Source organism: Kitasatospora sp. NPDC114501 (genome assembly GCF_055633695.1).
In genome coordinates this window covers 20680-42401 of sequence record NZ_JBVKDS010000018.1, presented here as the reverse complement: position 1 = coordinate 42401, position 21722 = coordinate 20680, and the positions used below count along the sequence as shown (strand labels likewise).

Below are 21722 nucleotides of genomic sequence, written 5' to 3'. Positions count from 1 at the left end.
GCGGGGCGTCGCCTACACCTCGTCGGCCGTCCGGGGTGCCTCCGTCGGCCGGCGGGAGGCGGCCGAGCGTTCCTCGACGTAGGCGAGGCGCTCGGCGAAGACCCGGGCCGCGTCGGGCGTGAGGGTCCGCAGGGCGACGAGGGCGGCGAAGACGACGTCGCAGAGCTCGTGCTGGACGTCCTCCCAGGAGTGGGTGACGCCCTTGCGCGGGTTCTGACCGGTGGCGCCGATCACCGCCGCGCCGACCTCGCCGACCTCCTCGGAGAGCTTGAGGATCCGCAGCAGCCGCTCCTCCTGGGGCGACTGCGTGGTCCGCTCGTCGAGCCATGCGACCAGGTGGTCGACGCTCTCCCAGATCCGGCTGTCCATGCGGCGTCGCTCCTGCTCCCATGCGGTGTCGTTGGTGCTGCCACCGTACGGGAGCGGGGGCGGGCGGGCGGATGGCGGGCCGGGGCTGTCCGGCCAGGTCTGTCCGGCCGGGTCTGTCCGGCCGGGTCTGTCCGGCCGGGGCCGGCGCTGACCGGCCCGCAGGGTCAGCGGGTGCTGATCTTCACGTTGCGGATGTTCACCGGCAGGTTGGGGAAGCCGTCGCCCGGGTTGTTCTGGTCGTCCTCGCCCCCGGCGGCTATCTTCTGGAGGACGTCCAGGCCGCCGGTGATCCGGCCGAACGGGGTGTAGGCGGGGGAGAGCTTGGTGTCCTTCCAGACGAAGAAGAACTGGCTGCCGTTGGTGTTCGGACCGGCGTTGGCCATGGCCACGGTGCCGGCCGGGTAGGTGGCGCCGGTCAGGTTCTCGTCCGGGAACGAGTAGCCCGGACCGCCGCTGCCCGTGCCGGTCGGGTCGCCGCACTGGAGGACGTAGATCCGCTGGGTGGTGAGGCGGTGGCAGTGGCTGCGGTCGAAGTAGTCGTGCTCGGCGAGGAACCGGAACGAGAAGGTGGTGCAGGGCGCCTTGTCGGTCAGTGCCTCGAAGGTGATCTGGCCCTGGCTGGTCCGCAGTGTCGCGCGGTAGGGCTTCGCCGCCTTCTTGGCGTCGAACACCGGGATGCCCTTGAAGTTGTCGGCCGGGACGGCCGGCGTGTAGGTGCAGCCGGCGGCGGGGGTGGCTGCCGCGGGGGTGTCCGCGATGGCGGTGCCGGTGCTCGCCACGAGCGGGAGGGCGGTGGCGGCGGCGACCAGCGCCCAGTGCTTGCGCTTCACGTGACGGGCCTTCCGGGGCGTGGTGGACGGCTGGGTTGTCATGGGTGCATCATCCACGGCCGGGTGGGGATGCGGTAGGGGTTGGGACGACAGGGGCCCCCGAGACGGGAGCGGGATGATGATCTGTCAGTTCGGCTCCGGGGACGTCGTGGTGGAGGTGAAGAGTCCGGCGCGGGCGGCCAGGGTCGCGGCGTCGGCCGCCCGCTCGGCGGTGCGGGCGTCCAGCGGCTCGCCGGAGACGAACAGGCGGTAGTAGAGCGGCGCGGTGGCGGCCCGGACCACCTCGGCGCCGTCCGTACCGGCGGGCAACTCGCCCCGGGTGACGGCCCGTTCGACCACCTCGGCGGCTTGGCGGTGCCGGGCCGTGAAGAAGGCGCGCAGGGCGGTCGCGCCGGCGTCCGAGCGCTGGGCGGCGGAGATCAGTGCGGTGGGCGTGGGGCCGAGCTCCGGGTCGGTGAAGACGCTGAACACCTCCTGGGTGATCTGGCGGAGGTCCTGCTGGAGGTCTCCGGTGTCGGGCAGGGGCCAGGGCTGGTCGGACGAGGCGGTCAGGGCGTCGGCGACCAGGCCGTCCACCCCGCCCCAGCGCCGGTAGAGGGTCGCCTTGTGGACGCCGGAGCGGGTGGCGACCGCCTCGACGGCGAGGCCGTCGTACCCCTTCTCGGTGACCTCGGCGAGCGTGGCGGTGACCACCTCCGCCCGGACCCGGGCGCTGCGCCCACCCGGGCGCGGAGTGGGGGTGCGGGGCTCCGGGGTGGGGTCGGGTGCGGACTCCGGGGCGGAGTGGGGCGCGGGATGGGTGGCTCCGGTCAAAGTCGACTCCAGTCGCGTTAAGGCTTGCCGTGGGATGGTGGTCGTGCCATGCTCATCGTAATGCGACTCATGTCGCATTACGAGAGGAGTTCGCGTTTGTCCGCCACCGTCATCCCCGACCCCACCGCCCTCCACCCACTGGCCGGCCACGACCGGGTCGTCCTGCTGCGCCCGCTCGTCACCGATCCGCGGATCGAGGTCGGCGAGTACACCTACTTCGACGACCCCGACGGAGCCACCCGCTTCGAGGAGCGCAACGTCCTCTACGCGTACGGCCCCGAGCGGCTGGTGATCGGCCGGTACTGCGCGATCGCCACCGGTACCCGGTTCCTGATGGCCGGGGCCGCTCATCCGAGCATCGGCGTCTCCACCTTCCCCTTCACGATGTTCGGCGGCAGTTGGACCGAGCGGACCCTCGACATCGTCACGGGCCTGCCCAGTCGGGGTGACACGGTGGTCGGCAACGACGTCTGGTTCGGCCACGGGGCCACCGTCCTGCCCGGCGTCCGGATCGGCGACGGCGCGATCATCGCGGCCGGAGCGATGGTCACCTCCGACGTCGAGCCGTACACCGTCGTCGGCGGCAACCCCGCGCGCCCGATCCGCCGCCGCTTCGACGACGCCGACACCGGGCGCCTGCTCCGTGCGGCCTGGTGGGACTGGCCGGCCGAGCTGGTCACCGAGCACGTCCGCGCCATCATGTCCGGGACCCCGGCCGACATCGAGGCGATCGCCGCGGCGAACGGTCTGCTCGCCGCCTGACCCACCCGGACCCGGCCAAGGCATTGATCATCGGCGGCCCGGTGCGCGAAGATGGCGCCTCCTTGCTCCGCGCCCCACCCCATCCACCGCCGGGCCTCGTGCCCGGCTCCTGGGTCCGTCCGACGCCGTACGGTACTCGCACCCGCCGGTTCCGTCCGCTCGGAGGGATCTTCCGCATGCCAGCCTCCTCGTCCGACCTGTCCGAGGGCTCGCCCTCGTCGGTCCTTCGTGATCTTCCGGTCCTGCTCGTGGCGGTGGTGTGGGGGTCGAGCTTCCTCGCCGTCCAGCGGGTGGCCGAACCCGGGACGGTCGTGGCGATGCTCGTGCTGCGGTTCGGGCTGGTGCTGCCGCTGCTGGGGGTCGTCGCCTGGCGCGCGCTGCGGAGGCTGAGCCGCGCCGAGTGGCTCGGCGGCGCCGCACTGGGGCTGGTGCTCAGCGGGATCTTCCTGCTGGAGACCTACGGAGCCGTGCACACCTCCGCGACCAATGCCGGGCTGATCATCAGCCTCGCGATGGTGCTCACCCCACTCGGCGAGAGCGCCCTCGGCCGGACCGCACCGCCGAAGGCCTTCCTCGCGGCCGCCGGGCTGGCCGTCCTCGGCGTCGCCCTGCTCACCGGCGACGGCGGGCTGCGTCCCCCGGCGCTCGGTGATCTGCTGGTGCTGGGCGCCGCCCTCGTCCGTACGGCGTACGTCCTTGCGATGGCCCGCACCCGGGCCGTCCGCGACACCGACATGCTCGCCGTCACCTGGGTCCAACTCGCGGTGGCCACCGGTGTGTTCGCCGTCGTCGCGCTGGCGGTCGGGCCCGCGCCCTGGACGGTCGGCCGTTCGTACGCGGCCGGCCAGTGGGCCTGGCTGCTGCATCTGTCCTTGTTCTGCACCCTGTTCGCCTTCTTCGTCCAGATGTGGGCCGTGCGGGCCACCTCGCCCTCACGGGTGAGCCTGCTGCTCGGCACCGAACCGCTGTGGGCCGCCGTCTTCGGGATCACCGTGGCCGGGAACCGGATGGGCCCGCTCGCCCTGCTCGGCGGAGCCCTGGTGCTGGTCGCGACCGAGTGGGGCCGGCGCACCGCCCCCGCGCCGCACCCGGCCGGTGGCGAGGCTGAACCTGCTGCGGTGGGGGCGAGCCCGGAGCCGGCCCAGGTGTGACCACCCGCCCCCGTCACCGTCGCCGGAGGCCTCGTCACCGGCGCCGCCGCAGCGTCCGGCGGGCGTAGTCGACGGTGACCGCGCCGAGCAGCGGGCCCCAGGCGACCAGGGGCAGGTAGGCGAGCGTCATCACCCCGGCGGCGAAGCCGTGCGGCGAATCCGGCTCGGCCAGGTTGGCGGCCCAGCGGCCGGACAGCCCCGCCATACCCATGAACGTGAGGATCGCCGAGCCCAGCAGCGCCGGGACGATCGCGGCGAGCGGCCGGACCCGGCGGCCGCCTATCAGCGGGATCCACCGGGGCGCCACCAGCCCCCAGGGCCGGACCAGCCCCACGGTCAGGAAGGCCAGCGCCTCGGCCAGGGCGCTGAGCGCCACGCAGTAGACCGTGCCCCAGCCCGGTTGGTGTTCGGCATACGCCGCGGCCGTCGCGCCGCTGAAGCCCACCGGGACGCCGAAGCCGAAGACGATCCGCCAGAGCCCCGACGGGATGGTGCTGAGGACGGCGGCCTTGGCGGCGAGCCTGGCCCAGCGCGGGGCGGGCGGGACGTCCGGGGCGACGGCCCCGGCCCGGTGGGCGGTGCCGCGGGCGTTGATCACGAGCTTCGACATGGTGCGGACTCCCTTCGGCTCCGGCCTCCGTGGCCGGTGCGATGACTCAAGACTGGAGGCCCGCCGGGGGTTCGCGGCAGATGCCGATCGGGCTGTTCCTCCTGCTCAACCGGCCTTTGAAATATGCCGATCGGCACAGGCGCCGCGCCTTGGCGGCGTCGTAGTGTGACGGCAGTCGAGGAGTCGAGGAGAGGTGGTGACGATGACTCAGATCCTGTCCGGGGTCGTCCTGGTCCTGGCGCTTCCGGCCTGGGTGGCACGGCGGCGGTACGGAGCGGGGCCCGCGACCATGGCGCTCGGGGCGGCGTCGGTCGTGGTCACGGTCGCCGTCTGGCTCCTCGGCCGCTGGACGGAGGGGCAGCGCTGGGCCGGACTGGTGGGCCTGGCCGAGCTGGCGGTGCTGCTGCTGTCGGTGGTGATCGGCCTGCGCACCGAGGACGGGCCGTGGTGTGCGGCGGGGGCCTGGGCGGCATGCGGAGCGGTCGCCCTCTGGCCGTCCCGGTTCACGGTCGTCGAGGGGCCCGCGGCCGCGCTCACGCTCTTCGGCTTCGGATCGATGCTCTCCCTGCCGGCCGTTCTGATCGGGCTCTACCTGCGGGGCCTGGACGAGGGGCGCAGGAAGGCGGTGGCCGAGGCCAGGCGGGCGCAGCGGCTGGAGCTGGCCCACGACCTGCACGACTTCGTGGCGCACGATGTCAGCGGCATGGTCGCCCAGGCTCAGGCGGGGGCCTATCTGGCCGGGGTCGATCCGGCCCGGGCGGCCGAGATGTTCCAGCGAATAGAGCAGGCCGGGCAGCGGGCGCTGGCCTCGCTGGACCGGACAGTACAGCTGCTGCGCAGCGAGGAGGGCGGCGGCCGAGGTCCGCAGCCAGGGCTCGCCGAACTCGCCGAGGTGGCCGACCGGTTCACCGCGACGGGCGGCACCGAAGTCCGCTTGGAGCTGCCGAAGGAGCCGGTGCCCCGCGAGGTGGAGGGCACCGTTCACCGGATCGTGGTCGAGTCCCTGACCAATGTCCGGCGGCACGCTCCGGCCGCGCGGGCGGTGGAGATCCGGGCCCGCCGCAGCGGTGGACGGCTGGAGCTGACCGTGACAAACGACGGCCGGGCACCGGGTCCGGCGGGGCGGCCGCGCCGGGGCGGCGGTAGTGGACTGCCGGGGCTGGCGGCCCGGGTGGAGGCTCTCGGCGGTTCGCTGGAAGCCGGCCCGCACGAGCGGGAGGCCTGGCGAGTGACGGCGGTGCTGCCGCTGGAAGAGGCCGGCGCAGAGCCGGCGGGCTCGTAGAGCCGATGCGGATGGGTAACGGGGAGGTGTGGAGATGGGCAGCGGTACAGGGCCGGTTCGGATCCTGATCGCGGACGACCAGGCGGACGTTCGCAGTGCGTTCCGGATGATCCTGGACGTCCAGCCGGACATGGTGGTCGTGGCGGAGGCGGCGGACGGCGCCGCAGCGGTCCAGGAGGCGAGGAGGCTGCGGCCGGACGTGGTGCTCGCCGACATCCGGATGCCGAAGCTCGACGGGCTGGAGGTCACGCGGCAGTTGGCCGACCAGTGCAAGGTGATCGTGGTGACCACCTTCGACCTGGACGAGTACGTGCACACGGCGCTGCGGCACGGGGCGGCCGGGTTCCTCCTGAAGCGCTCGGGGCCGGTGCTGCTGATCGAGGCGGTCCGCGCGGCGATGGCCGGGGACGCGTTGATCAGCCCGCAGATCACCGTCCGGCTTCTGCGGCACATGGCCCTCCCGGGTCTGGAGACGAAGCCGGGGCCGGGCGCCAGGGCGGCTGTGGCGGCGGCGCAGCCGATGGCCGGGCCGACGGAGGAACTGACCACGAGGGAAAGGGAGATCGCCGAGCTGGTGGCGGACGGCGCGACCAACGCCGAGATCGGGGCGGGGCTGTTCATCTCGCCGGGGACGGTGAAGAACCACCTCGCCAACATCCAGCGCAAGATCGGAGCCCGTAACCGGGTGGGCATCGCGGCCTGGATCTGGGAGCAGGCGGTCGCGGGCCGGTGACCCAGGGCGGGTAGCGGCCGGTGGAAGGGGCCGGCGGCGGGTGCGCTCGCGCGCTTGTGAACGAAGGGTCAAGCGAGCGTTCGGCCCCCCGCCACCCCTCCGAGTGAGCCGCTATAACACGTCAACATGACGCCTGGAAATTTGCTCCGGTCGACGCATAGTTGATATAGGAACACGCCCCTGACCAGCCGCTTCACAAGTAAATGCGACTGCTTGTGATCATTTGACTGCTTTGCGTCGACAAAACTGGGCATGTTCACATTCGACCCCATTCGAAGGGTGTCGTAGATCACAAAGAAGACGGTGAACTGCGTGTCGCAGATCACAAGCCGACGGGCATAGGATGCGCTCGTTCCAGGCTTTGTGAACTGCCTCACATGAGGTGGATCTCGGGAACTGGAACGCGGGTTCACCTCAGCGTGACCTGCTGGTTCCGATCTGCAGTCAAGGACGACTGGACGGAGGGAGCGGGGGCTATGAATGCCTACGCGCCGATCCTCGTACTCGGTGCCATCGCGGCGGCGTTCGCGGTCGGCTCCGTCGTGATGGCCTCACTCACCGGCCCAAAGCGCTACAACCGGGCCAAGTTGGAGGCGTACGAGTGCGGCATCGAGCCGACCCCGCAGCCCGTGGGCGGCGGTCGGTTCCCGATCAAGTACTACCTGACGGCGATGCTCTTCATCGTCTTCGACATCGAGATCGTCTTCCTCTACCCGTGGGCGGTGACCTTCGACGCCCTGGGGATCTTCGGGCTCGTCGAGATGCTCCTGTTCATCGCCACCGTCTTCGTCGCGTACGCCTACGTGTGGCGGCGCGGCGGTCTGGAGTGGGACTGAGCGCGGGGTGGTCTGAGCGCGGGGTGGTGTCCCCACCCGACCGCCGGCTGCGCGCCCGCTTGTGAACGAGCGGACAAGCCAGAACCGGCCCACGTATCAGAGGACTTGAGGGCATTGAGAGGGATCTGATGGGAATCGAGGAGAAGCTGCCGAGCGGCTTTCTGCTCACGACCGTGGAGACGGCCGCCGGCTGGGTGCGCAAGGCGTCACTCTTCCCGGCCACCTTCGGTCTGGCCTGCTGCGCGATCGAGATGATGACCACCGGGGCGGGCCGCTACGACCTGGCCCGGTTCGGCATGGAGGTCTTCCGGGGCTCTCCCCGGCAGGCCGATCTGATGATCGTGGCGGGCCGGGTGAGCCAGAAGATGGCCCCGGTGCTGCGCCAGGTGTACGACCAGATGCCCAACCCCAAGTGGGTCATCTCGATGGGCGTCTGCGCCTCGTCCGGCGGGATGTTCAACAACTACGCGATCGTCCAGGGCGTCGACCACATCGTGCCGGTGGACATCTACCTGCCCGGCTGTCCGCCCCGTCCGGAGATGCTGATGGACGCCATCCTGAAGCTGCACGACAAGATCCAGCACGAGCCGCTGGGCGTGAACAAGCGCCGGGCCGAGGAGCTCGGCGAGGCGCTCGCCCTCAAGGCCACCCCGATCAGCGAGATGCGGGGGCAGCTGCGATGAACGACCAGGTACCCGAGACCCGCCGCGAGCAGCCGGTCCGCGAGATCCCGGTCGAGGTGGTCGGCCGCCGCCAGGGCATGTTCGGCACCCAGGGCAGCGGCGACACCTCCGGCTTCGGCGGCCTGGCCGCCCCGGTCGTGCTGCCCGGCCCGAGCGAACGCCCGTACGGCGGTTGGTTCGACGAGGTCGCCGACGAGCTGGAGGGCGCCCTGGAGGAACAGGGCCTGGACCCGGTCGAGGTGATCGGGAAGACGGTGGTCGACCGCGGCGAGCTCACCTTCCACATCGAGCGCGACCACCTGCTGAGGACCGCCCGGATCCTGCGCGACGACCCGGCGCTGCGCTTCGAACTCTGCCTGGGCGTGAGCGGCGTGCACTACCCCGGCGACAAGGGCCGCGAACTGCACGCGGTCTACCACCTGCGCTCGATCACCCACGGCCGGCTGATCCGGCTGGAGGTCACCGCGCCCGACGCCGATCCGCGCGTCCCCTCCGTGGTGGGCGTCTACCCGACCAACGACTGGCACGAGCGCGAGGCCTACGACTTCTTCGGCCTGGTCTTCGAGGGCCACCCGGCGCTCACCCGGATCATGATGCCGGACGACTGGCTGGGCCACCCGCAGCGCAAGGACTACCCGCTCGGCGGCATCCCCGTCGAGTACAAGGGCGCCCAGATCCCGGCTCCCGACCAGCGGAGGTCGTACAGCTGATGAACACCCAGCACTATGGAGAGACCGAGGAAGCGGACGCCCGGGAGACCACCGAGGGCCGGGTCTTCACCGTCACCGGCGGCGACTGGGGCGAGGTGGTCGAGGCGGTCGGCCGGGCCGACGACGAGCGCATCATCGTCAACATGGGTCCTCAGCACCCGTCCACCCACGGCGTGCTGCGGCTGATCCTGGAGATCGACGGCGAGACGGTGAAGGAGGCCCGCTGCGGCATCGGCTACCTCCACACCGGTATCGAGAAGAACATGGAGTTCCGCAGCTGGGTCCAGGGCACCACCTTCGTGACCCGCATGGACTACCTGACGCCGCTGTTCAACGAGACGGCCTACTGCCTGGCGGTCGAGAAGCTGCTCGGCATCACCGGCGACGTCCCGGACCGCGCCAACGTCATCCGGGTGATGATGATGGAGCTCAACCGGATCGCCTCGCACCTGGTCTGCCTGGCCACCGGCGGCATGGAGATCGGCTCCACCACCCTGATGATCTACGGCTTCCGGGACCGCGAGCTGATCCTGGACGTCTTCGAGCTGGTCACCGGCCTGCGCATGAACCACGCGTACGTGCGCCCCGGCGGCCTCGCCCAGGACCTGCCGCCCGGCGCCGTCGACCAGATCCGCGAGGCGGTCAAGGTCTTCCGCTCCCGGATGCACGAGTACGACAAACTCGCCACCGGCAACCCGGTGTTCAAGGCCCGCCTGGTCGACGTCGGGTTCCTGGACCTGCCCGGCTGCCTGGCCCTCGGCGCCACCGGGCCGATCCTGCGCGCCACCGGCCTGCCGCACGACCTGCGCAAGACCGATCCGTACTGCGGCTACCAGGACTACGACTTCGAGGTCGCGACCGCCGAGAGCGCCGACTCCTACGGCCGCTTCCTGATCCGGCTGGAGGAGATGAAGCAGTCGCTGCGGATCGTCGAGCAGTGCCTGGACCGGCTGCGTCCGGGCCCGGTCATGGTGGCCGACAAGAAGATCGCCTGGCCCGCCCAACTGGCCGTCGGTCCGGACGGGATGGGCAACTCCCTCGACCACATCCGCAAGATCATGGGCACCTCGATGGAGGCCCTGATCCACCACTTCAAGCTGGTCACCGAGGGCTTCCGGGTCCCGGTCGGCCAGGCGTACGCGGCGGTCGAGTCGCCCAAGGGCGAGCTGGGCGTGCACGTCGTCAGCGACGGCGGGACGCGCCCATACCGGGTCCACTTCCGGGACCCGTCGTTCACCAATCTGCAGACGATGGCGGCGATGTGCGAGGGCGGCCAGGTGGCCGACGTGATCGTCGCGGTGGCCGGGATCGACCCGGTGATGGGAGGCGTGGACCGGTGACCAACGTCGAACTCGGACTGCCGGCACTGCCGGCCGCACCGTACCCCGAGGAGGTGCACGCCCGGCTGGCCGCCGACGCCGCCGAGCTGATCGCCCGCTACCCGCAGCCCCGCTCGGCGCTGCTGCCGCTACTGCACCTGGTGCAGGCCGAGGAGGGCTTCGTCAGCCCGACCGGGATCCGCTTCTGCGCCGAGCGGCTGGACCTCACCACCGCCGAGGTCACCGCGGTCGCGACCTTCTACACCATGTACCGGCGCCGCCCGGCCGGGAAGTACCACGTCGGGGTCTGCACCAACACCCTGTGCGCGGTGCTCGGCGGCGACCAGATCTTCGCCGAGCTCCAGGAGCACCTGGGCGTGCGCAACAACGAGACCACCGAGGACGGCGAGGTCTCGATCGAGCACATCGAGTGCAACGCGGCCTGCGACTACGCCCCCGTGGTGATGGTCAACTGGGAGTTCTTCGACAACCAGACCCCGGAGAGCGCCCGGCAGCTGGTCGACGACCTGCGCGCCGGTCGCGAGGTCCGGCCCACCCGCGGCGCCCGGCTCTGCGGCTTCAAGGAGACCTCCCGGATCCTGGCCGGCTTCCCGGACGAGCGCCCGGGCGCCAACGACGAGTCCGGCGCCGGCGGCGCGCCCTCCCTGGCCGGCCTGCGGCTGTCCCGCGGCGAGGCGCTGCCCGGCACCCCCGGCACCAAGGTGGTCTCCCCCCGCCCCGCCTCCGCCCGCCCCGAATCCCCCCGCCAGGCCGGCAACGGCCACGCGGGCAACGGCCAGGAAGGGAGCGAGGCGTGATGACCTCCGCCGAGCCGGCCGAGAAGCTGCTCACCCCGGTCCTGTCCGACTCCTGGGACGACAGCCGCCCCTGGACGCTCGACACCTACCGCCGCCACCACGGCTACGAGGGCCTCAAGGCGGCCCTCGCCATGCCGCCGGACGACGTGATCGCCCTGGTCAAGGACGCCGGACTGCGCGGCCGCGGCGGCGCCGGCTTCCCCACCGGGATGAAGTGGCAGTTCATCCCGCAGAACGACGGCAAGCCGCACTACCTGGTGGTCAACGCGGACGAGTCCGAGCCGGGCACCTGCAAGGACATCCCGCTGCTGTTCGCCAACCCGCACGCGCTGATCGAGGGCATGATCATCGCCTCCTACGCGATCCGCTGCGACCACGCCTTCGTCTACCTGCGCGGCGAGGTCGTCCCGGTGCTGCGCCGGCTGCACGCGGCCGTCGCCGAGGCGTACGCGGCCGGGCTGCTCGGCCGGAACGTCCTCGGCTCGGGCGTCGACCTCGACATCACCGTGCACGCCGGCGCCGGCGCCTACATCTGCGGCGAGGAGACGGCGCTGCTGGACTCGCTGGAGGGCCGCCGCGGCCAGCCCAGGCTGCGGCCCCCGTTCCCGGCGATCGCCGGCCTGTACGCCTGCCCGACGGTGGTCAACAACGTCGAGTCGATCGCCTCGGTACCGCCGATCCTGGCCCGCGGCAAGGAGTGGTTCAAGGCCCTGGGCACCGAGAAGTCCCCCGGCTTCACGCTCTACTCGCTCTCCGGCCACGTCACCAACCCCGGCCAGTACGAGGCCCCGCTCGGCATCACGCTGCGCCAGCTGCTCGACCTCAGCGGCGGCATCCGCCCCGGGCACCGGCTGAAGTTCTGGACCCCTGGCGGCTCCTCCACCCCGATGTTCACCGACCAGCACCTCGACGTCCCACTGGACTACGAGGGCGTCGGGGCGGCCGGCTCGATGCTCGGCACCAAGGCGCTCCAGGTCTTCGACGAGACCACCTGCGTGGTGCGGGCGGTCACCCGCTGGACGGAGTTCTACGCCCACGAGTCCTGCGGCAAGTGCACGCCCTGCCGCGAGGGCACCTACTGGCTGGTCCAGCTGCTCAAGCGGATCGAGGCGGGCGAGGGCGTCGACGGGGACCTGGAGAAGCTCCTCGACATCGCCGACAACATCAACGGCAAGTCCTTCTGCGCCCTGGGCGACGGCGCGGCCAGCCCGATCGTCTCCTCGCTCCAGCACTTCCGGGCCGAGTACGAGCAGCACCTGGCCGAGCGCCGCTGCCCGTTCGACCCGGCCGCCTCCACCGTCTGGGCCGACGGCCCCCGCCCCGGCCACCAGTCCGCGACCGAAAGGGAGGTGCACGCGTGACGATCACAGAGCCAACCGCCTCCGAGACCGCGGTCGAACTGGTCACGCTCACCATCGACGGCGTCGAAGTGCGGGTCCCCAAGGGAACGTTGGTGATCCGGGCCGCCGAGACCATCGGCACCCAGATCCCGCGCTTCTGCGACCACCCGCTGCTCGACCCGGCCGGCGCCTGCCGCCAGTGCATCGTCGAGGTCGAGGGCCAGCGCAAGCCGGTCGCCTCCTGCACCATCCCGGTGGCCGAGGGCATGGTGGTGCGCACCCAGCTCAGCTCGCCGGTGGCCGAGAAGGCCCAGCGCGGCGTGATGGAGCTGCTGCTGATCAACCACCCGCTGGACTGCCCGGTCTGCGACAAGGGCGGCGAGTGCCCGCTGCAGAACCAGGCGATGAGCAACGGCGCCGCCGACTCCCGCTTCGACGGCATGAAGCGCACCTACGAGAAGCCGGTGCCGATCAGCAGCCAGGTGCTGCTGGACCGCGAGCGCTGCGTGCTGTGCGCGCGCTGCACCCGCTTCTCGCAGCAGATCGCCGGGGACCCGTTCATCGACCTGGTGGAGCGCGGGGCGCTGCAGCAGGTCGGCACCGGCGAGGGAGACGACTTCGAGTCCTACTTCTCCGGGAACACCATCCAGATCTGCCCGGTGGGCGCGCTGACCTCGGCGGCGTACCGGTTCCGCTCGCGCCCCTTCGACCTGGTCTCCTCGCCGAGCGTGTGCGAGCACTGCGCCTCGGGCTGCGCGCAGCGCACCGACCACCGGCGCGGCAAGGTGCTGCGCCGGCTGGCGGGCGAGGACCCGGCGGTGAACGAGGAGTGGAACTGCGACAAGGGCCGCTTCGCCTTCCGCTACGCCCAGCAGCGCGACCGGCTGACCACCCCGCTGGTGCGGGTGGACGGCGAACTGGTGCCGGCCTCCTGGCCGGAGGCGCTGGCCCGGGCGGCCGAGGGCCTGCGCGGGGTCCGGACCGGGGTGCTGGCCGGCGGCCGGGTGACGGTCGAGGACGCCTACGCGTACGGGAAGTTCGCGCGGGTGGTGCTCGGCACCAACGACGTGGACTTCCGGGCCCGCCCGCACAGCCGCGAGGAGGCGGACTTCCTGGCCGCGGCGGTGGCCGGGCGGGGCGTCGACGTGGACGGCACCGGGGTGGCGTACGAGGACCTCGACCGGGCACCGGCGGTGCTGCTGGCGGGCTTCGAGCCGGAGGAGGAGTCGCCGATCGTCTTCCTGCGGCTGCGCAAGGCGACCCGGGCGACGGGCCTGAAGGTGTTCTCGGTGGCCGCGTTCGGCTCCCGGGGCCTGGCGAAGCTGCGCGGCGCGCTGCTGCCGGCCGCCCCCGGCACCGAGCCGGAGTGGTTCGCGGCGCTGGCGGCGGACGAGCCGCTGGACGACGACGCGGGCCGGGCGGCCGAACTGCTGCGCGCCCCGGGCGCGGTGATCCTGGCCGGTGAGCGGCTGGCCACCGTCCCGGGCGCGCTGACGGCGCTGCTGCGGCTGGCCCACGCCACGGGCGCGAAACTCGCCTGGGTGCCGCGCCGGGCCGGTGAGCGCGGGGCCGTGGAGGCGGGCCTGCTGCCGGGCCTGCTGCCCGGCGGCCGTCCGGTGGCCGTCCCGGCGGCCCGGGCGGAAGCGGCCGCGGTCTGGGGCGGTGCCGAGCTCCCGGCCCGGCCGGGCCGGGACACCGACGGGATCCTGGCGGCGGCCGCCGCGGGCGAGTTGGACGCGCTGCTGGTCGGCGGGGTGGACCCGGACGACCTGCCGGACCCGGCGCTCGCCGACGAGGCGCTGGCGGCGGTGCCGTTCCTGGTGTCGCTGGAGCTGCGGCCCTCGGCGGTGACGGCGCGCGCCGACGTGGTGCTCCCGGTGGCGGCGGTGGCGGAGAAGGCCGGCACCTTCCTGGACTGGGAGGGCCGGGTGCGGATGTTCGAGTCCGCGCTCAAGCCGGACCAGCAGATGGGCCGTCACCTCCAGTCGGACCTGCGGGTGCTGAGCATGCTGGCCGACGCGCTGGGCTCGCGGCTGGGCCTGCCGGACGTCCGGGCGGCCCGGATGGAGCTGGACCGGTTCGCCCCCTGGGAGGGCGACCGCACGGCTGACCCGGCGGCCCACCCCGCCGTGCTGCCCCGGCCGGCCGCCGGCCAGGCGGTGCTGGCGGCCTGGCGGCTGCTGCTGGACAACGGCGTGCTGCAGCAGGGGGACCCGCACCTGGCGGGCACCCGGCACCGGGCGGTGGCCCGGATCTCGGCGGAGACGGCCAAGGAGATCGGCGCCGAGGCGGCCGGGGCGTTGCGGCTGACCGGCCCGGCCGGCTCGCTGACCCTTCCGCTGGAGGTCACCGACTCGATCCCGGACCGCACGGTCTGGGTCCCGCTCGACTCCACACCGGGCGGCGCCCACCGCGCGCTCGGCACCACCGTCGGCCACCTGGTCACGATCGCCGCGGCCGAGCCCGAGCCCGAGCCGGCAACCGAGCCCGCGGCCGAGCCCGAGCCGGCCTCCGTGACGGACGCCGTGACGGACGCCGAACACGAGGCCCCGACGCAGGCTGAACCCGACGCCGCAACGGGGGCCGAACCCGCGGCCGGGGCAGACCCGGCGCCGCAGGACCAGACCGGGGCGACCGCGGCCGACACCGCGGGCGAAGGGGAGGACCGATGACTTCGCAGCCGTACGAGACGCTCCACTTCTTCGGGCAGGACCCGTGGTGGCTGGTGCTGCTGAAGGCGGTGTTCTGCTTCGCCTTCCTGGTCCTGACGGTGCTGATCGCGATCGTCTGGGAGCGCAAGGTGGTGGCCTGGATGCAGCTGCGCATCGGGCCCAACCGGCACGGCCCGTGGGGCCTGCTGCAGTCGCTGGCGGACGGCGTGAAGCTGGCGCTGAAGGAAGACCTGGTGGTCAAGGGCTCGGACAAGGTGGTCTACATCCTGGCCCCGATCGTCTGCGCCATCCCCGCGTTCATGGCCTTCGCGGTGATCCCGTTCGGCCCGGCCGGCAACGAGGTGTCGATCTTCGGCACCCGCACCCCGCTCCAGCTGACGGACTTCCCGGTCGCGCTGCTGTACGTCCTGGCGACGGCCTCGGTGGGCATCTACGGCATCGTGCTGGCCGGCTGGTCCTCGGGTTCGACGTACCCGCTGCTGGGCGGGCTGCGCTCGTCCGCGCAGATGATCAGTTACGAGATCGCGATGGGCCTGTCCTTCGCGGCGGTGTTCATCTACTCGGGTTCGATGTCCACCTCGGAGATCGTGGCGCACCAGCAGCCCACCTGGTTCGCGGCGCTGCTACCGGTGTCGTTCATCGTCTACATCATCGCGATGGTCGGCGAGACCAACCGGGCGCCGTTCGACCTGCCGGAGGCCGAGGGCGAGCTGGTCGGCGGCTTCAACACCGAGTACTCCTCGCTGAAGTTCGCGATGTTCATGCTGGCCGAGTACGTGAACATGGTGACGGTCTCGGCGGTGGCCTCGACCCTCTTCCTGGGCGGCTGGCGGGCCCCGTGGCCGGTGTCGACGTTCTGGGAGGGCGCCAACCACGGCTGGTGGCCGATGCTGTGGATCACGCTGAAGATCCAGCTGCTGCTGTTCCTCTTCATCTGGCTGCGCGGCACGCTGCCCCGCTTCCGCTACGACCAGTTCATGAAGCTGGGCTGGAAGGTCCTGATCCCGGTCTCGCTGGTGTGGCTGGTGCTGATCGCGAGCGTGCGGGCGCTGCGCAACGAGGGCTACGGCTTCGGCCAGGTGGTGCTGTACGTGGGCGCCCCGGTCGGGGTGGTGCTGCTGCTGGCACTGCTGCGGGACTTCCTGAAGAAGCAGCCGGAACCCGAGCCCGCCCCGCCCGAGGCCGGGTTCGACCCGATGGCGGGCGGCTACCCGGTCCCGCCGCTGCCCGGTCAGGTGCTCCCGCCGGTGCCGCGTCGGCGCAGCCGCGCCCCGAAGCAACTCCAGGACGCCCTCAACGGGGCCGACCATTCCGAAGGGAGCTGAACCGAGATGTCCGACCAGTCCGATCGAGCGGAGCGGCCCGAGCGGGCCGACCGTCCGTCGATCCTCGGCCCGGCCGCCGGCTTCGGCGTGACCTTCAAGGCCATGTTCAAGAAGCGGCTCACCGAGCAGTACCCGGAGCAGAAGAAGCCCACCGCTCCGCGCTTCCACGGCCGCCACCAGCTGAACCGGCACCCGGACGGCCTGGAGAAGTGCGTCGGCTGCGAGCTGTGCGCGTGGGCCTGCCCGGCCGACGCGATCTACGTGGAGGGCGCGGACAACCGGGACGAGGAGCGCTACTCCCCGGGCGAGCGCTACGGCGCGGTGTACCAGATCAACTACGCCCGCTGCATCCTGTGCGGGCTGTGCATCGAGGCCTGCCCGACCCGGGCGCTGACCATGACCAACGAGTACGAGCTGGCCGACTCCTCCCGGCGGGACCTGATCTTCACCAAGGAGCAGCTGCTGGTGGGCCTGTCCGAGGGCATGGTCGACACCCCGCACGCGATCTTCCCGGGCACCGACGAGGGCGCGTACTACCGGGGCGAGGTCACCGCTGCGGCGCCGGGGACGGTCCAGCAGGAGCGCACCGACCGGGAGAAGGAGGCGCAGCAGTGATCGCGCGGCTGGCGGAAGCGACCGGGACGACCTCGACGGGTGAGGCCGTCCAGTTCTGGGTGCTCGCGGTGATCGCGGTCGGCGGTGCCCTCGGCATGGTGCTGATGCGCAAGGCCGTGCACAGCGCGCTCTGCCTGGCGGCCACCATGCTGGCGCTGGCGGTCTGTTACATGGCCCAGGGCGCGGTGTTCCTGGGAGTGGTGCAGATCGTGGTCTACACCGGCGCGATCATGATGCTGTTCCTGTTCGTGGTGATGCTGGTCGGCGTCACCAGCGAGGACTCCCTGAAGGAGCAGCTGAAGGGCCAGCGGTTCGCCGCGGCGCTGTGCGGGCTGGGCTTCGGCGTGCTGCTGATCGCCGGGATCGCCAACGCGAAGCTGAACCACTTCACGGGGCTGTCCGAGGCGAACGCCGAGGGCAACGTGCCGGGTCTGGCCCGGCTGATCTTCACCCGGTACGTGTGGGCCTTCGAGGTCACCGGCGCGCTGCTGATCACCGCGGCGATCGGTGCGATGGTGCTGACCCACCGGGAGCACGTGAAGGCGCCGAAGACGCAGCGCGAGCTGGCGGCGCAGCGGGTCAGGGACAACATCCAGGTGCCGCCGATGCCGGCGCCGGGCGTGTACGCGCGGCACAACGCGGTGGACATCCCGGCACTGCTGCCGGACGGCACGATCGCCGAGGACTCGGTGATGGCGACGCTGCGCGAGCGCGGCCAGGTCCGGGACGTCAGCCAGGCGATGCTGCGGCGGATGGCTGAGCTGGAGAACACCACGGCGGACTGGCTCGGCCGTCCGTCCTCGGAGCGCCCGGCCGTGGCGGCCCCGCGCAAGTCGCTGGAGCCGGTGCCGGTGAACGGCGAGCCGGCGCCGGTGAACGGCGAACCGGTGGCGGCGAACAACGTGAAGCACCCGACCGGAGAGGAGGGCGCGGAGTGAACCCGGTCAACTACCTGTACCTGTCGGCCCTGTTGTTCACCATCGGCGCGGCCGGGGTGCTGATCCGGCGCAACGCGATCGTGCTGTTCATGTGCGTGGAGCTGATGCTGAACGCCTCGAACCTCGCCCTGGTGACCTTCTCCAGGCTGCACGGCACCCTGGACGGCCAGATCATCGCGTTCTTCACGATGGTGGTCGCGGCGGCCGAGGTCGTGGTCGGCCTCGCCATCATCGTCTCCATCTTCCGGACCAGGCACTCCGCTTCGGTCGACGACAGCAATCTGATGAAGCTGTAGGCGGAGGGCCTTCGGTGAACTCTCTCATTCCGCTGCTGGTGGCGGCCCCGCTGGCCGGCGCCGCCCTGCTGCTGCTCGGCGGCCGGGCGCTGGACCGGTACGGCCACTGGCTGGCCACCGCGCTCGCGGCGCTCTCGTTCGGCTTCGGCCTGGCCCTGTTCTCGGACATGCTCGGCCGTGACGCCGAGCACCGGGCGGTCACCAGGCACCTGTTCAGCTGGATCCCGGTGGACGGCTTCCAGGCCGACGTCTCCTTCCGGCTCGACCAGCTGTCGATGACCTTCGTCCTGCTGATCACCGGCGTCGGCACGTTGATCCACCTCTACTCGGTCGGCTACATGGCGCACGACGAGCGCCGGCGCCGCTTCTTCGCGTACCTGAACCTGTTCCTGGCCGCCATGCTGCTGCTGGTGGTCGCGGACAACTACCTGCTGCTGTACTTCGGCTGGGAGGGCGTCGGCCTGGCCTCGTACCTCCTGATCGGCTTCTGGCAGCACAAGCCGAGCGCGGCGACGGCGGCGAAGAAGGCCTTCATCGTCAACCGCGTCGGGGACGTCGGCCTGTCCGTCGCGATCATGCTGATGTTCGCGGAGTTCGGCTCCTTCGCCTTCGAGCCGATCCTCGGTTCGGAAGGCGTGGTCGGCGGCGCCCACCAGGCGAGCGAGGGCAAGCTGACGGCGATCGGCCTGATGCTGCTGCTGGCGGCCTGCGGCAAGTCGGCGCAGGTGCCGCTGCAGTCCTGGCTCGGGGACGCGATGGAGGGCCCGACCCCGGTGTCGGCGCTGATCCACGCGGCCACCATGGTGACCGCGGGCGTCTACCTGATCACCCGCTCCTCGACGGTCTTCGACCTGGCGCCGGATGCGCAGACCGCCGTGGTGGTGGTCGGCGCGGTTACGCTGCTGTTCGGTGCGATCGTCGGTTGCGCCAAGGACGACATCAAGAAGGCGCTGGCCGGCTCGACCATGTCGCAGATCGGCTACATGGTGCTGGCGGCCGGGCTCGGGCCGATCGGCTACGCCTTCGCGATCATGCACCTGGTGACCCACGGCTTCTTCAAGGCCGGGCTGTTCCTCGGCGCCGGGTCGGTCATGCACGGCATGAACGACGAGGTGAACATGCGTCACTACGGCGGCCTGCGGAAGCATATGCCGGTCACCTTCGTCACCTTCGGCCTCGGCTACCTGGCGATCATCGGCTTCCCGGGCCTGTCCGGCTTCTTCTCCAAGGACAAGATCATCGAGGCGGCCTTCGCCAAGGGCGGCACCGAGGGCTGGATCCTCGGGCTGTGCGCGCTGGTCGGCGCGGCGGTCACCGCGTTCTACATGACCCGGGTGATGGTGCTGACCTTCTTCGGCGAGAAGCGCTGGAAGGCGGACGAGGACGGCAACGCCCCGCACCCGCACGAGTCGCCGCGGACGATGACGATCCCGATGGTCCTGCTGGCCGTCGGCTCGGTCTTCGCGGGCGGGCTGTTCGCCTTCAACGACTCCTTCCTGAAGTGGCTGGAGCCGGTCACCGGGCACGAGGAGGGCAACTCCCCGCTCGCCCCGCTGACCGTCACCCTGCTGACCACGGCCTGCATGCTGGCCGGCGTCGGTCTCGCGTACCTGATGTACGGGCGCTCGCCGGTCCCGGTGGTGCCGCCGGTCGGCTCCCCGCTCACCCGGGCCGCCCGCCGCGACCTGCTGCAGGACGACTTCAACCACGCGGTGCTGGTGCGGCCGGGCTCGGCGCTCGCCGCGGCGCTGGTCTTCTTCGACAGCCGGGGCCTGGACGGTGTGGTGAACGGCCTGGCCGCCGCGATCGGCGGGCTCTCCGGCCGGCTGCGGCGGGTCCAGAACGGCTTCGTCCGCTCGTACGCGCTCTCCATGTTCGGCGGCACGCTGGTGCTGGTCGCCACGACTCTGCTGATGAGGTCCACGTGATGACTCGTCCTGATATCCGTTGGGAGGAGCGGGCATGAGCGTCCTCCTGACCGCCACCTGCGCCGTCCCGGCGGCCGGCGCGGTGCTGACCGCCGCGCTGCCCGCCGGGTCCTCCGAGAGCCGGCGCAGGACCACCAAGGCCGTCGCGCTGGGCGTCTCCGCCGTCACCCTGGTGCTGGCCGCCGTGGTGGCGACGCGCTTCGACCCGCACGGCGCCCGCTTCCAGCTGAACGAGTCGTACAGCTGGATCCGCTCCTTCGGCATCACCTTCTCGCTCGGCGTGGACGGCATCGGCGCCGTGCTCGCCCTGCTCACCGCCGTCCTCGTGCCGCTGGTGATCCTCGCCTCCTGGCACGACGCCGACCCGGAGCCGGCCGGCCCCGACGGCACCGCCGGTCCCGCCACCTCCGACCCCGCCACCTTCGAGCGGCGGCGCCGCACCCAGGGCTTCTTCGCCCTGATCCTGGCGGTGGAGGCGATGGTGGTCGTCTCCTTCTACGCCACCGACGTCTTCGTGTTCTACGTGTTCTTCGAAGCCATGCTGATCCCGATGTACTTCCTGATCGGCGGCTTCGGCGACCGGGCGGGCGGCCCCGACTCGGCGCGTCAGCGCTCCTACGCGGCCGTGAAGTTCCTGCTCTACAACCTGCTCGGCGGCCTGGTGATGCTGGCCGCCGTGGTCGGCCTGTACGTCACCGCGCAGGACCAGGGCTTCGGCACCTTCGACCTGCCGACGCTGACCTCGGCGATCGCCGACGGCCGGATCCAGCTGAGCGGCACCGCCGAGAAGGCGCTGTTCCTGGGCTTCTTCTTCGCCTTCGCGGTGAAGGCCCCGCTGTGGCCGCTGCACACCTGGCTGCCGAACGCGATGGGCGAGTCCACCGCCGGGACCGCGGTGCTGATCACCGCGGTGGTGGACAAGGTCGGCACCTTCGCGATGCTGCGCTTCTGCCTCGGGCTGTTCCCCAACGCCTCGAAGACCTTCGCCCCGGCGATCCTGGTCCTCGCGCTGATCGGGATCGTCTACGGCGCGCTGCTGGCGGTCGGCCAGAAGGACATCAAGCGCCTGGTGGCCTACGCCTCGATCTCGCACTTCGGCTTCATCATCATGGGCGTCTTCGCGCTGACCAGCCAGGGCCAGAGCGGCGCCACCCTCTACATGGTCAACCACGGCCTGTCCACGGCGGCGTGGATGCTGGTGGCCGGCTTCCTGATCTCCCGTCGCGGCTCGCGGCTGATCGCCGACTACGGCGGCGTGCAGAAGGTCGCACCGGTGCTCGCCGGGACGTTCCTGATCGGCAGCCTGGCCACCCTGTCGCTGCCCGGGCTCGCCCCGTTCGTCAGCGAGTTCCTGGTCCTGGTGGGCACCTTCACCCGCTACCCGGCGATCGGCGTCGTGGCCACCTTCGGCATCGTGCTGGCCGCCCTGTACGCCCTGCTGCTCTACCAGCGCACCATGACCGGCCCGGTGAAGGACGGGGTGCGCTCGATGCCCGACCTCAAGGCCCGCGAGCTCGCCGTGGTCGGCCCGCTGGTGGCGCTGACCATCCTGCTCGGTGTCTACCCCAAGCCGCTCACCGACCTGGTCAACCCCTCGGTGAACGCGACGCTCTCGCAGGTCCACCAGACCGATCCGGCGCCGGCCCACCCGGTCGCCGCCACCTCAGGAGGTGAGCGGAAGTGAGCGCCACC

The 21722-nt window shown here is 71.6% G+C and carries 19 protein-coding genes and 2 pseudogenes; 17 read left to right on the top strand and 4 right to left on the bottom strand.

Going from position 1 to position 21722, the window contains the following annotated elements:
• Positions 1 to 12: 12 nt before the first annotated feature.
• From ACZ7RU_RS29905 to ACZ7RU_RS29895, 3 genes are all read right to left on the bottom strand, one after another.
• Positions 13 to 369 (bottom strand): MazG-like family protein, encoded by a 357-nt coding sequence (locus ACZ7RU_RS29905; protein ID WP_470344086.1) that lies wholly within the window; start codon positions 367 to 369, stop codon positions 13 to 15.
• A 164-nt stretch (positions 370 to 533) separates the two neighbouring features.
• Positions 534 to 1241: a peptidylprolyl isomerase gene (locus tag ACZ7RU_RS29900; protein ID WP_470344085.1), complete on the bottom strand. Its 708-nt coding sequence runs from the start codon at positions 1239 to 1241 to the stop codon at positions 534 to 536.
• Positions 1242 to 1325: 84 nt separating this feature from the next.
• Positions 1326 to 2012 (bottom strand): TetR/AcrR family transcriptional regulator, encoded by a 687-nt coding sequence (locus ACZ7RU_RS29895; RefSeq protein ID WP_470344084.1) that lies wholly within the window; start codon positions 2010 to 2012, stop codon positions 1326 to 1328.
• A 69-nt stretch (positions 2013 to 2081) separates the two neighbouring features.
• Here ACZ7RU_RS29895 and ACZ7RU_RS29890 point away from each other — a divergent pair, with 69 nt between their 5' ends.
• Positions 2082 to 2774, top strand: a complete 693-nt coding sequence (locus ACZ7RU_RS29890; RefSeq protein ID WP_470344083.1) for a CatB-related O-acetyltransferase — start codon at positions 2082 to 2084, stop codon at positions 2772 to 2774.
• Between the two features lie 176 nt (positions 2775 to 2950).
• Positions 2951 to 3925, top strand: coding sequence for a DMT family transporter (locus ACZ7RU_RS29885; RefSeq protein ID WP_470344082.1), 975 nt, complete (start codon positions 2951 to 2953; stop codon positions 3923 to 3925).
• Positions 3926 to 3959: 34 nt separating this feature from the next.
• Here ACZ7RU_RS29885 and ACZ7RU_RS29880 read toward each other — a convergent pair whose 3' ends face one another.
• Positions 3960 to 4535, bottom strand: coding sequence for a hypothetical protein (locus tag ACZ7RU_RS29880; RefSeq protein WP_470344081.1), 576 nt, complete (start codon positions 4533 to 4535; stop codon positions 3960 to 3962).
• Between the two features lie 202 nt (positions 4536 to 4737).
• Between ACZ7RU_RS29880 and ACZ7RU_RS29875 the strand changes: the two genes are divergently transcribed.
• From ACZ7RU_RS29875 to ACZ7RU_RS29805, 15 genes and pseudogenes are all read left to right on the top strand, one after another.
• Positions 4738 to 5817: a sensor histidine kinase gene (locus tag ACZ7RU_RS29875; protein ID WP_470344234.1), complete on the top strand. Its 1080-nt coding sequence runs from the start codon at positions 4738 to 4740 to the stop codon at positions 5815 to 5817.
• A gap of 34 nt (positions 5818 to 5851) precedes the next feature.
• Complete coding sequence (locus ACZ7RU_RS29870) at positions 5852 to 6550, top strand: response regulator (RefSeq protein ID WP_470344080.1); 699 nt, start codon at positions 5852 to 5854, stop codon at positions 6548 to 6550.
• Between the two features lie 476 nt (positions 6551 to 7026).
• The gene (locus ACZ7RU_RS29865) at positions 7027 to 7386 is read left to right on the top strand and encodes an NADH-quinone oxidoreductase subunit A (RefSeq protein WP_030060100.1); all 360 of its coding nucleotides are present in this window, start codon (positions 7027 to 7029) and stop codon (positions 7384 to 7386) included.
• A gap of 128 nt (positions 7387 to 7514) precedes the next feature.
• The gene (locus ACZ7RU_RS29860; RefSeq protein ID WP_355265622.1) at positions 7515 to 8069 is read left to right on the top strand and encodes a NuoB/complex I 20 kDa subunit family protein; all 555 of its coding nucleotides are present in this window, start codon (positions 7515 to 7517) and stop codon (positions 8067 to 8069) included.
• Positions 8003 to 8779, top strand: a pseudogene (locus ACZ7RU_RS29855) (NADH-quinone oxidoreductase subunit C); the annotation flags it as partial. The gene ACZ7RU_RS29860 and the pseudogene ACZ7RU_RS29855, both read left to right, overlap by 67 nt.
• A complete protein-coding gene (locus ACZ7RU_RS29850; protein ID WP_470344079.1) occupies positions 8779 to 10119 on the top strand; it encodes an NADH-quinone oxidoreductase subunit D in 1341 nt (446 codons plus the stop codon). The pseudogene ACZ7RU_RS29855 and the gene ACZ7RU_RS29850, both read left to right, overlap by 1 nt.
• On the top strand, positions 10116 to 10916 hold the full coding sequence (gene nuoE, locus ACZ7RU_RS29845) for an NADH-quinone oxidoreductase subunit NuoE (RefSeq protein ID WP_470344078.1): 801 nt from the start codon (positions 10116 to 10118) through the stop codon (positions 10914 to 10916). The genes ACZ7RU_RS29850 and nuoE overlap by 4 nt, the downstream gene beginning before the upstream one ends.
• On the top strand, positions 10916 to 12277 hold the full coding sequence (nuoF, locus tag ACZ7RU_RS29840; protein WP_470344077.1) for an NADH-quinone oxidoreductase subunit NuoF: 1362 nt from the start codon (positions 10916 to 10918) through the stop codon (positions 12275 to 12277). Before nuoE ends, nuoF begins: the two co-directional genes overlap by 1 nt.
• Positions 12274 to 14766 (top strand): annotated as a pseudogene (locus tag ACZ7RU_RS29835) (NADH-quinone oxidoreductase subunit G); the annotation flags it as partial. The gene nuoF and the pseudogene ACZ7RU_RS29835, both read left to right, overlap by 4 nt.
• Positions 14767 to 14924: 158 nt before the next feature.
• The gene (gene nuoH / locus ACZ7RU_RS29830; protein WP_470344076.1) at positions 14925 to 16253 is read left to right on the top strand and encodes an NADH-quinone oxidoreductase subunit NuoH; all 1329 of its coding nucleotides are present in this window, start codon (positions 14925 to 14927) and stop codon (positions 16251 to 16253) included.
• 6 nt (positions 16254 to 16259) lie between these two features.
• Entirely contained in the window at positions 16260 to 16868 is a 609-nt protein-coding gene (nuoI, locus tag ACZ7RU_RS29825) for an NADH-quinone oxidoreductase subunit NuoI (protein WP_470344075.1), read from the top strand.
• Positions 16865 to 17806, top strand: a complete 942-nt coding sequence (locus ACZ7RU_RS29820; RefSeq protein WP_470344074.1) for an NADH-quinone oxidoreductase subunit J — start codon at positions 16865 to 16867, stop codon at positions 17804 to 17806. The genes nuoI and ACZ7RU_RS29820 overlap by 4 nt, the downstream gene beginning before the upstream one ends.
• Positions 17803 to 18102: an NADH-quinone oxidoreductase subunit NuoK gene (gene nuoK / locus ACZ7RU_RS29815; protein WP_195911268.1), complete on the top strand. Its 300-nt coding sequence runs from the start codon at positions 17803 to 17805 to the stop codon at positions 18100 to 18102. Before ACZ7RU_RS29820 ends, nuoK begins: the two co-directional genes overlap by 4 nt.
• A gap of 14 nt (positions 18103 to 18116) precedes the next feature.
• The gene (nuoL, locus tag ACZ7RU_RS29810) at positions 18117 to 20030 is read left to right on the top strand and encodes an NADH-quinone oxidoreductase subunit L (protein ID WP_470344073.1); all 1914 of its coding nucleotides are present in this window, start codon (positions 18117 to 18119) and stop codon (positions 20028 to 20030) included.
• A gap of 34 nt (positions 20031 to 20064) precedes the next feature.
• Positions 20065 to 21714 carry an NADH-quinone oxidoreductase subunit M gene (locus tag ACZ7RU_RS29805; RefSeq protein WP_470344072.1) on the top strand — a complete coding sequence of 550 codons (1650 nt, stop codon included), beginning with the start codon at positions 20065 to 20067 and terminating at the stop codon, positions 21712 to 21714.
• Positions 21715 to 21722 lie beyond the last annotated feature (8 nt).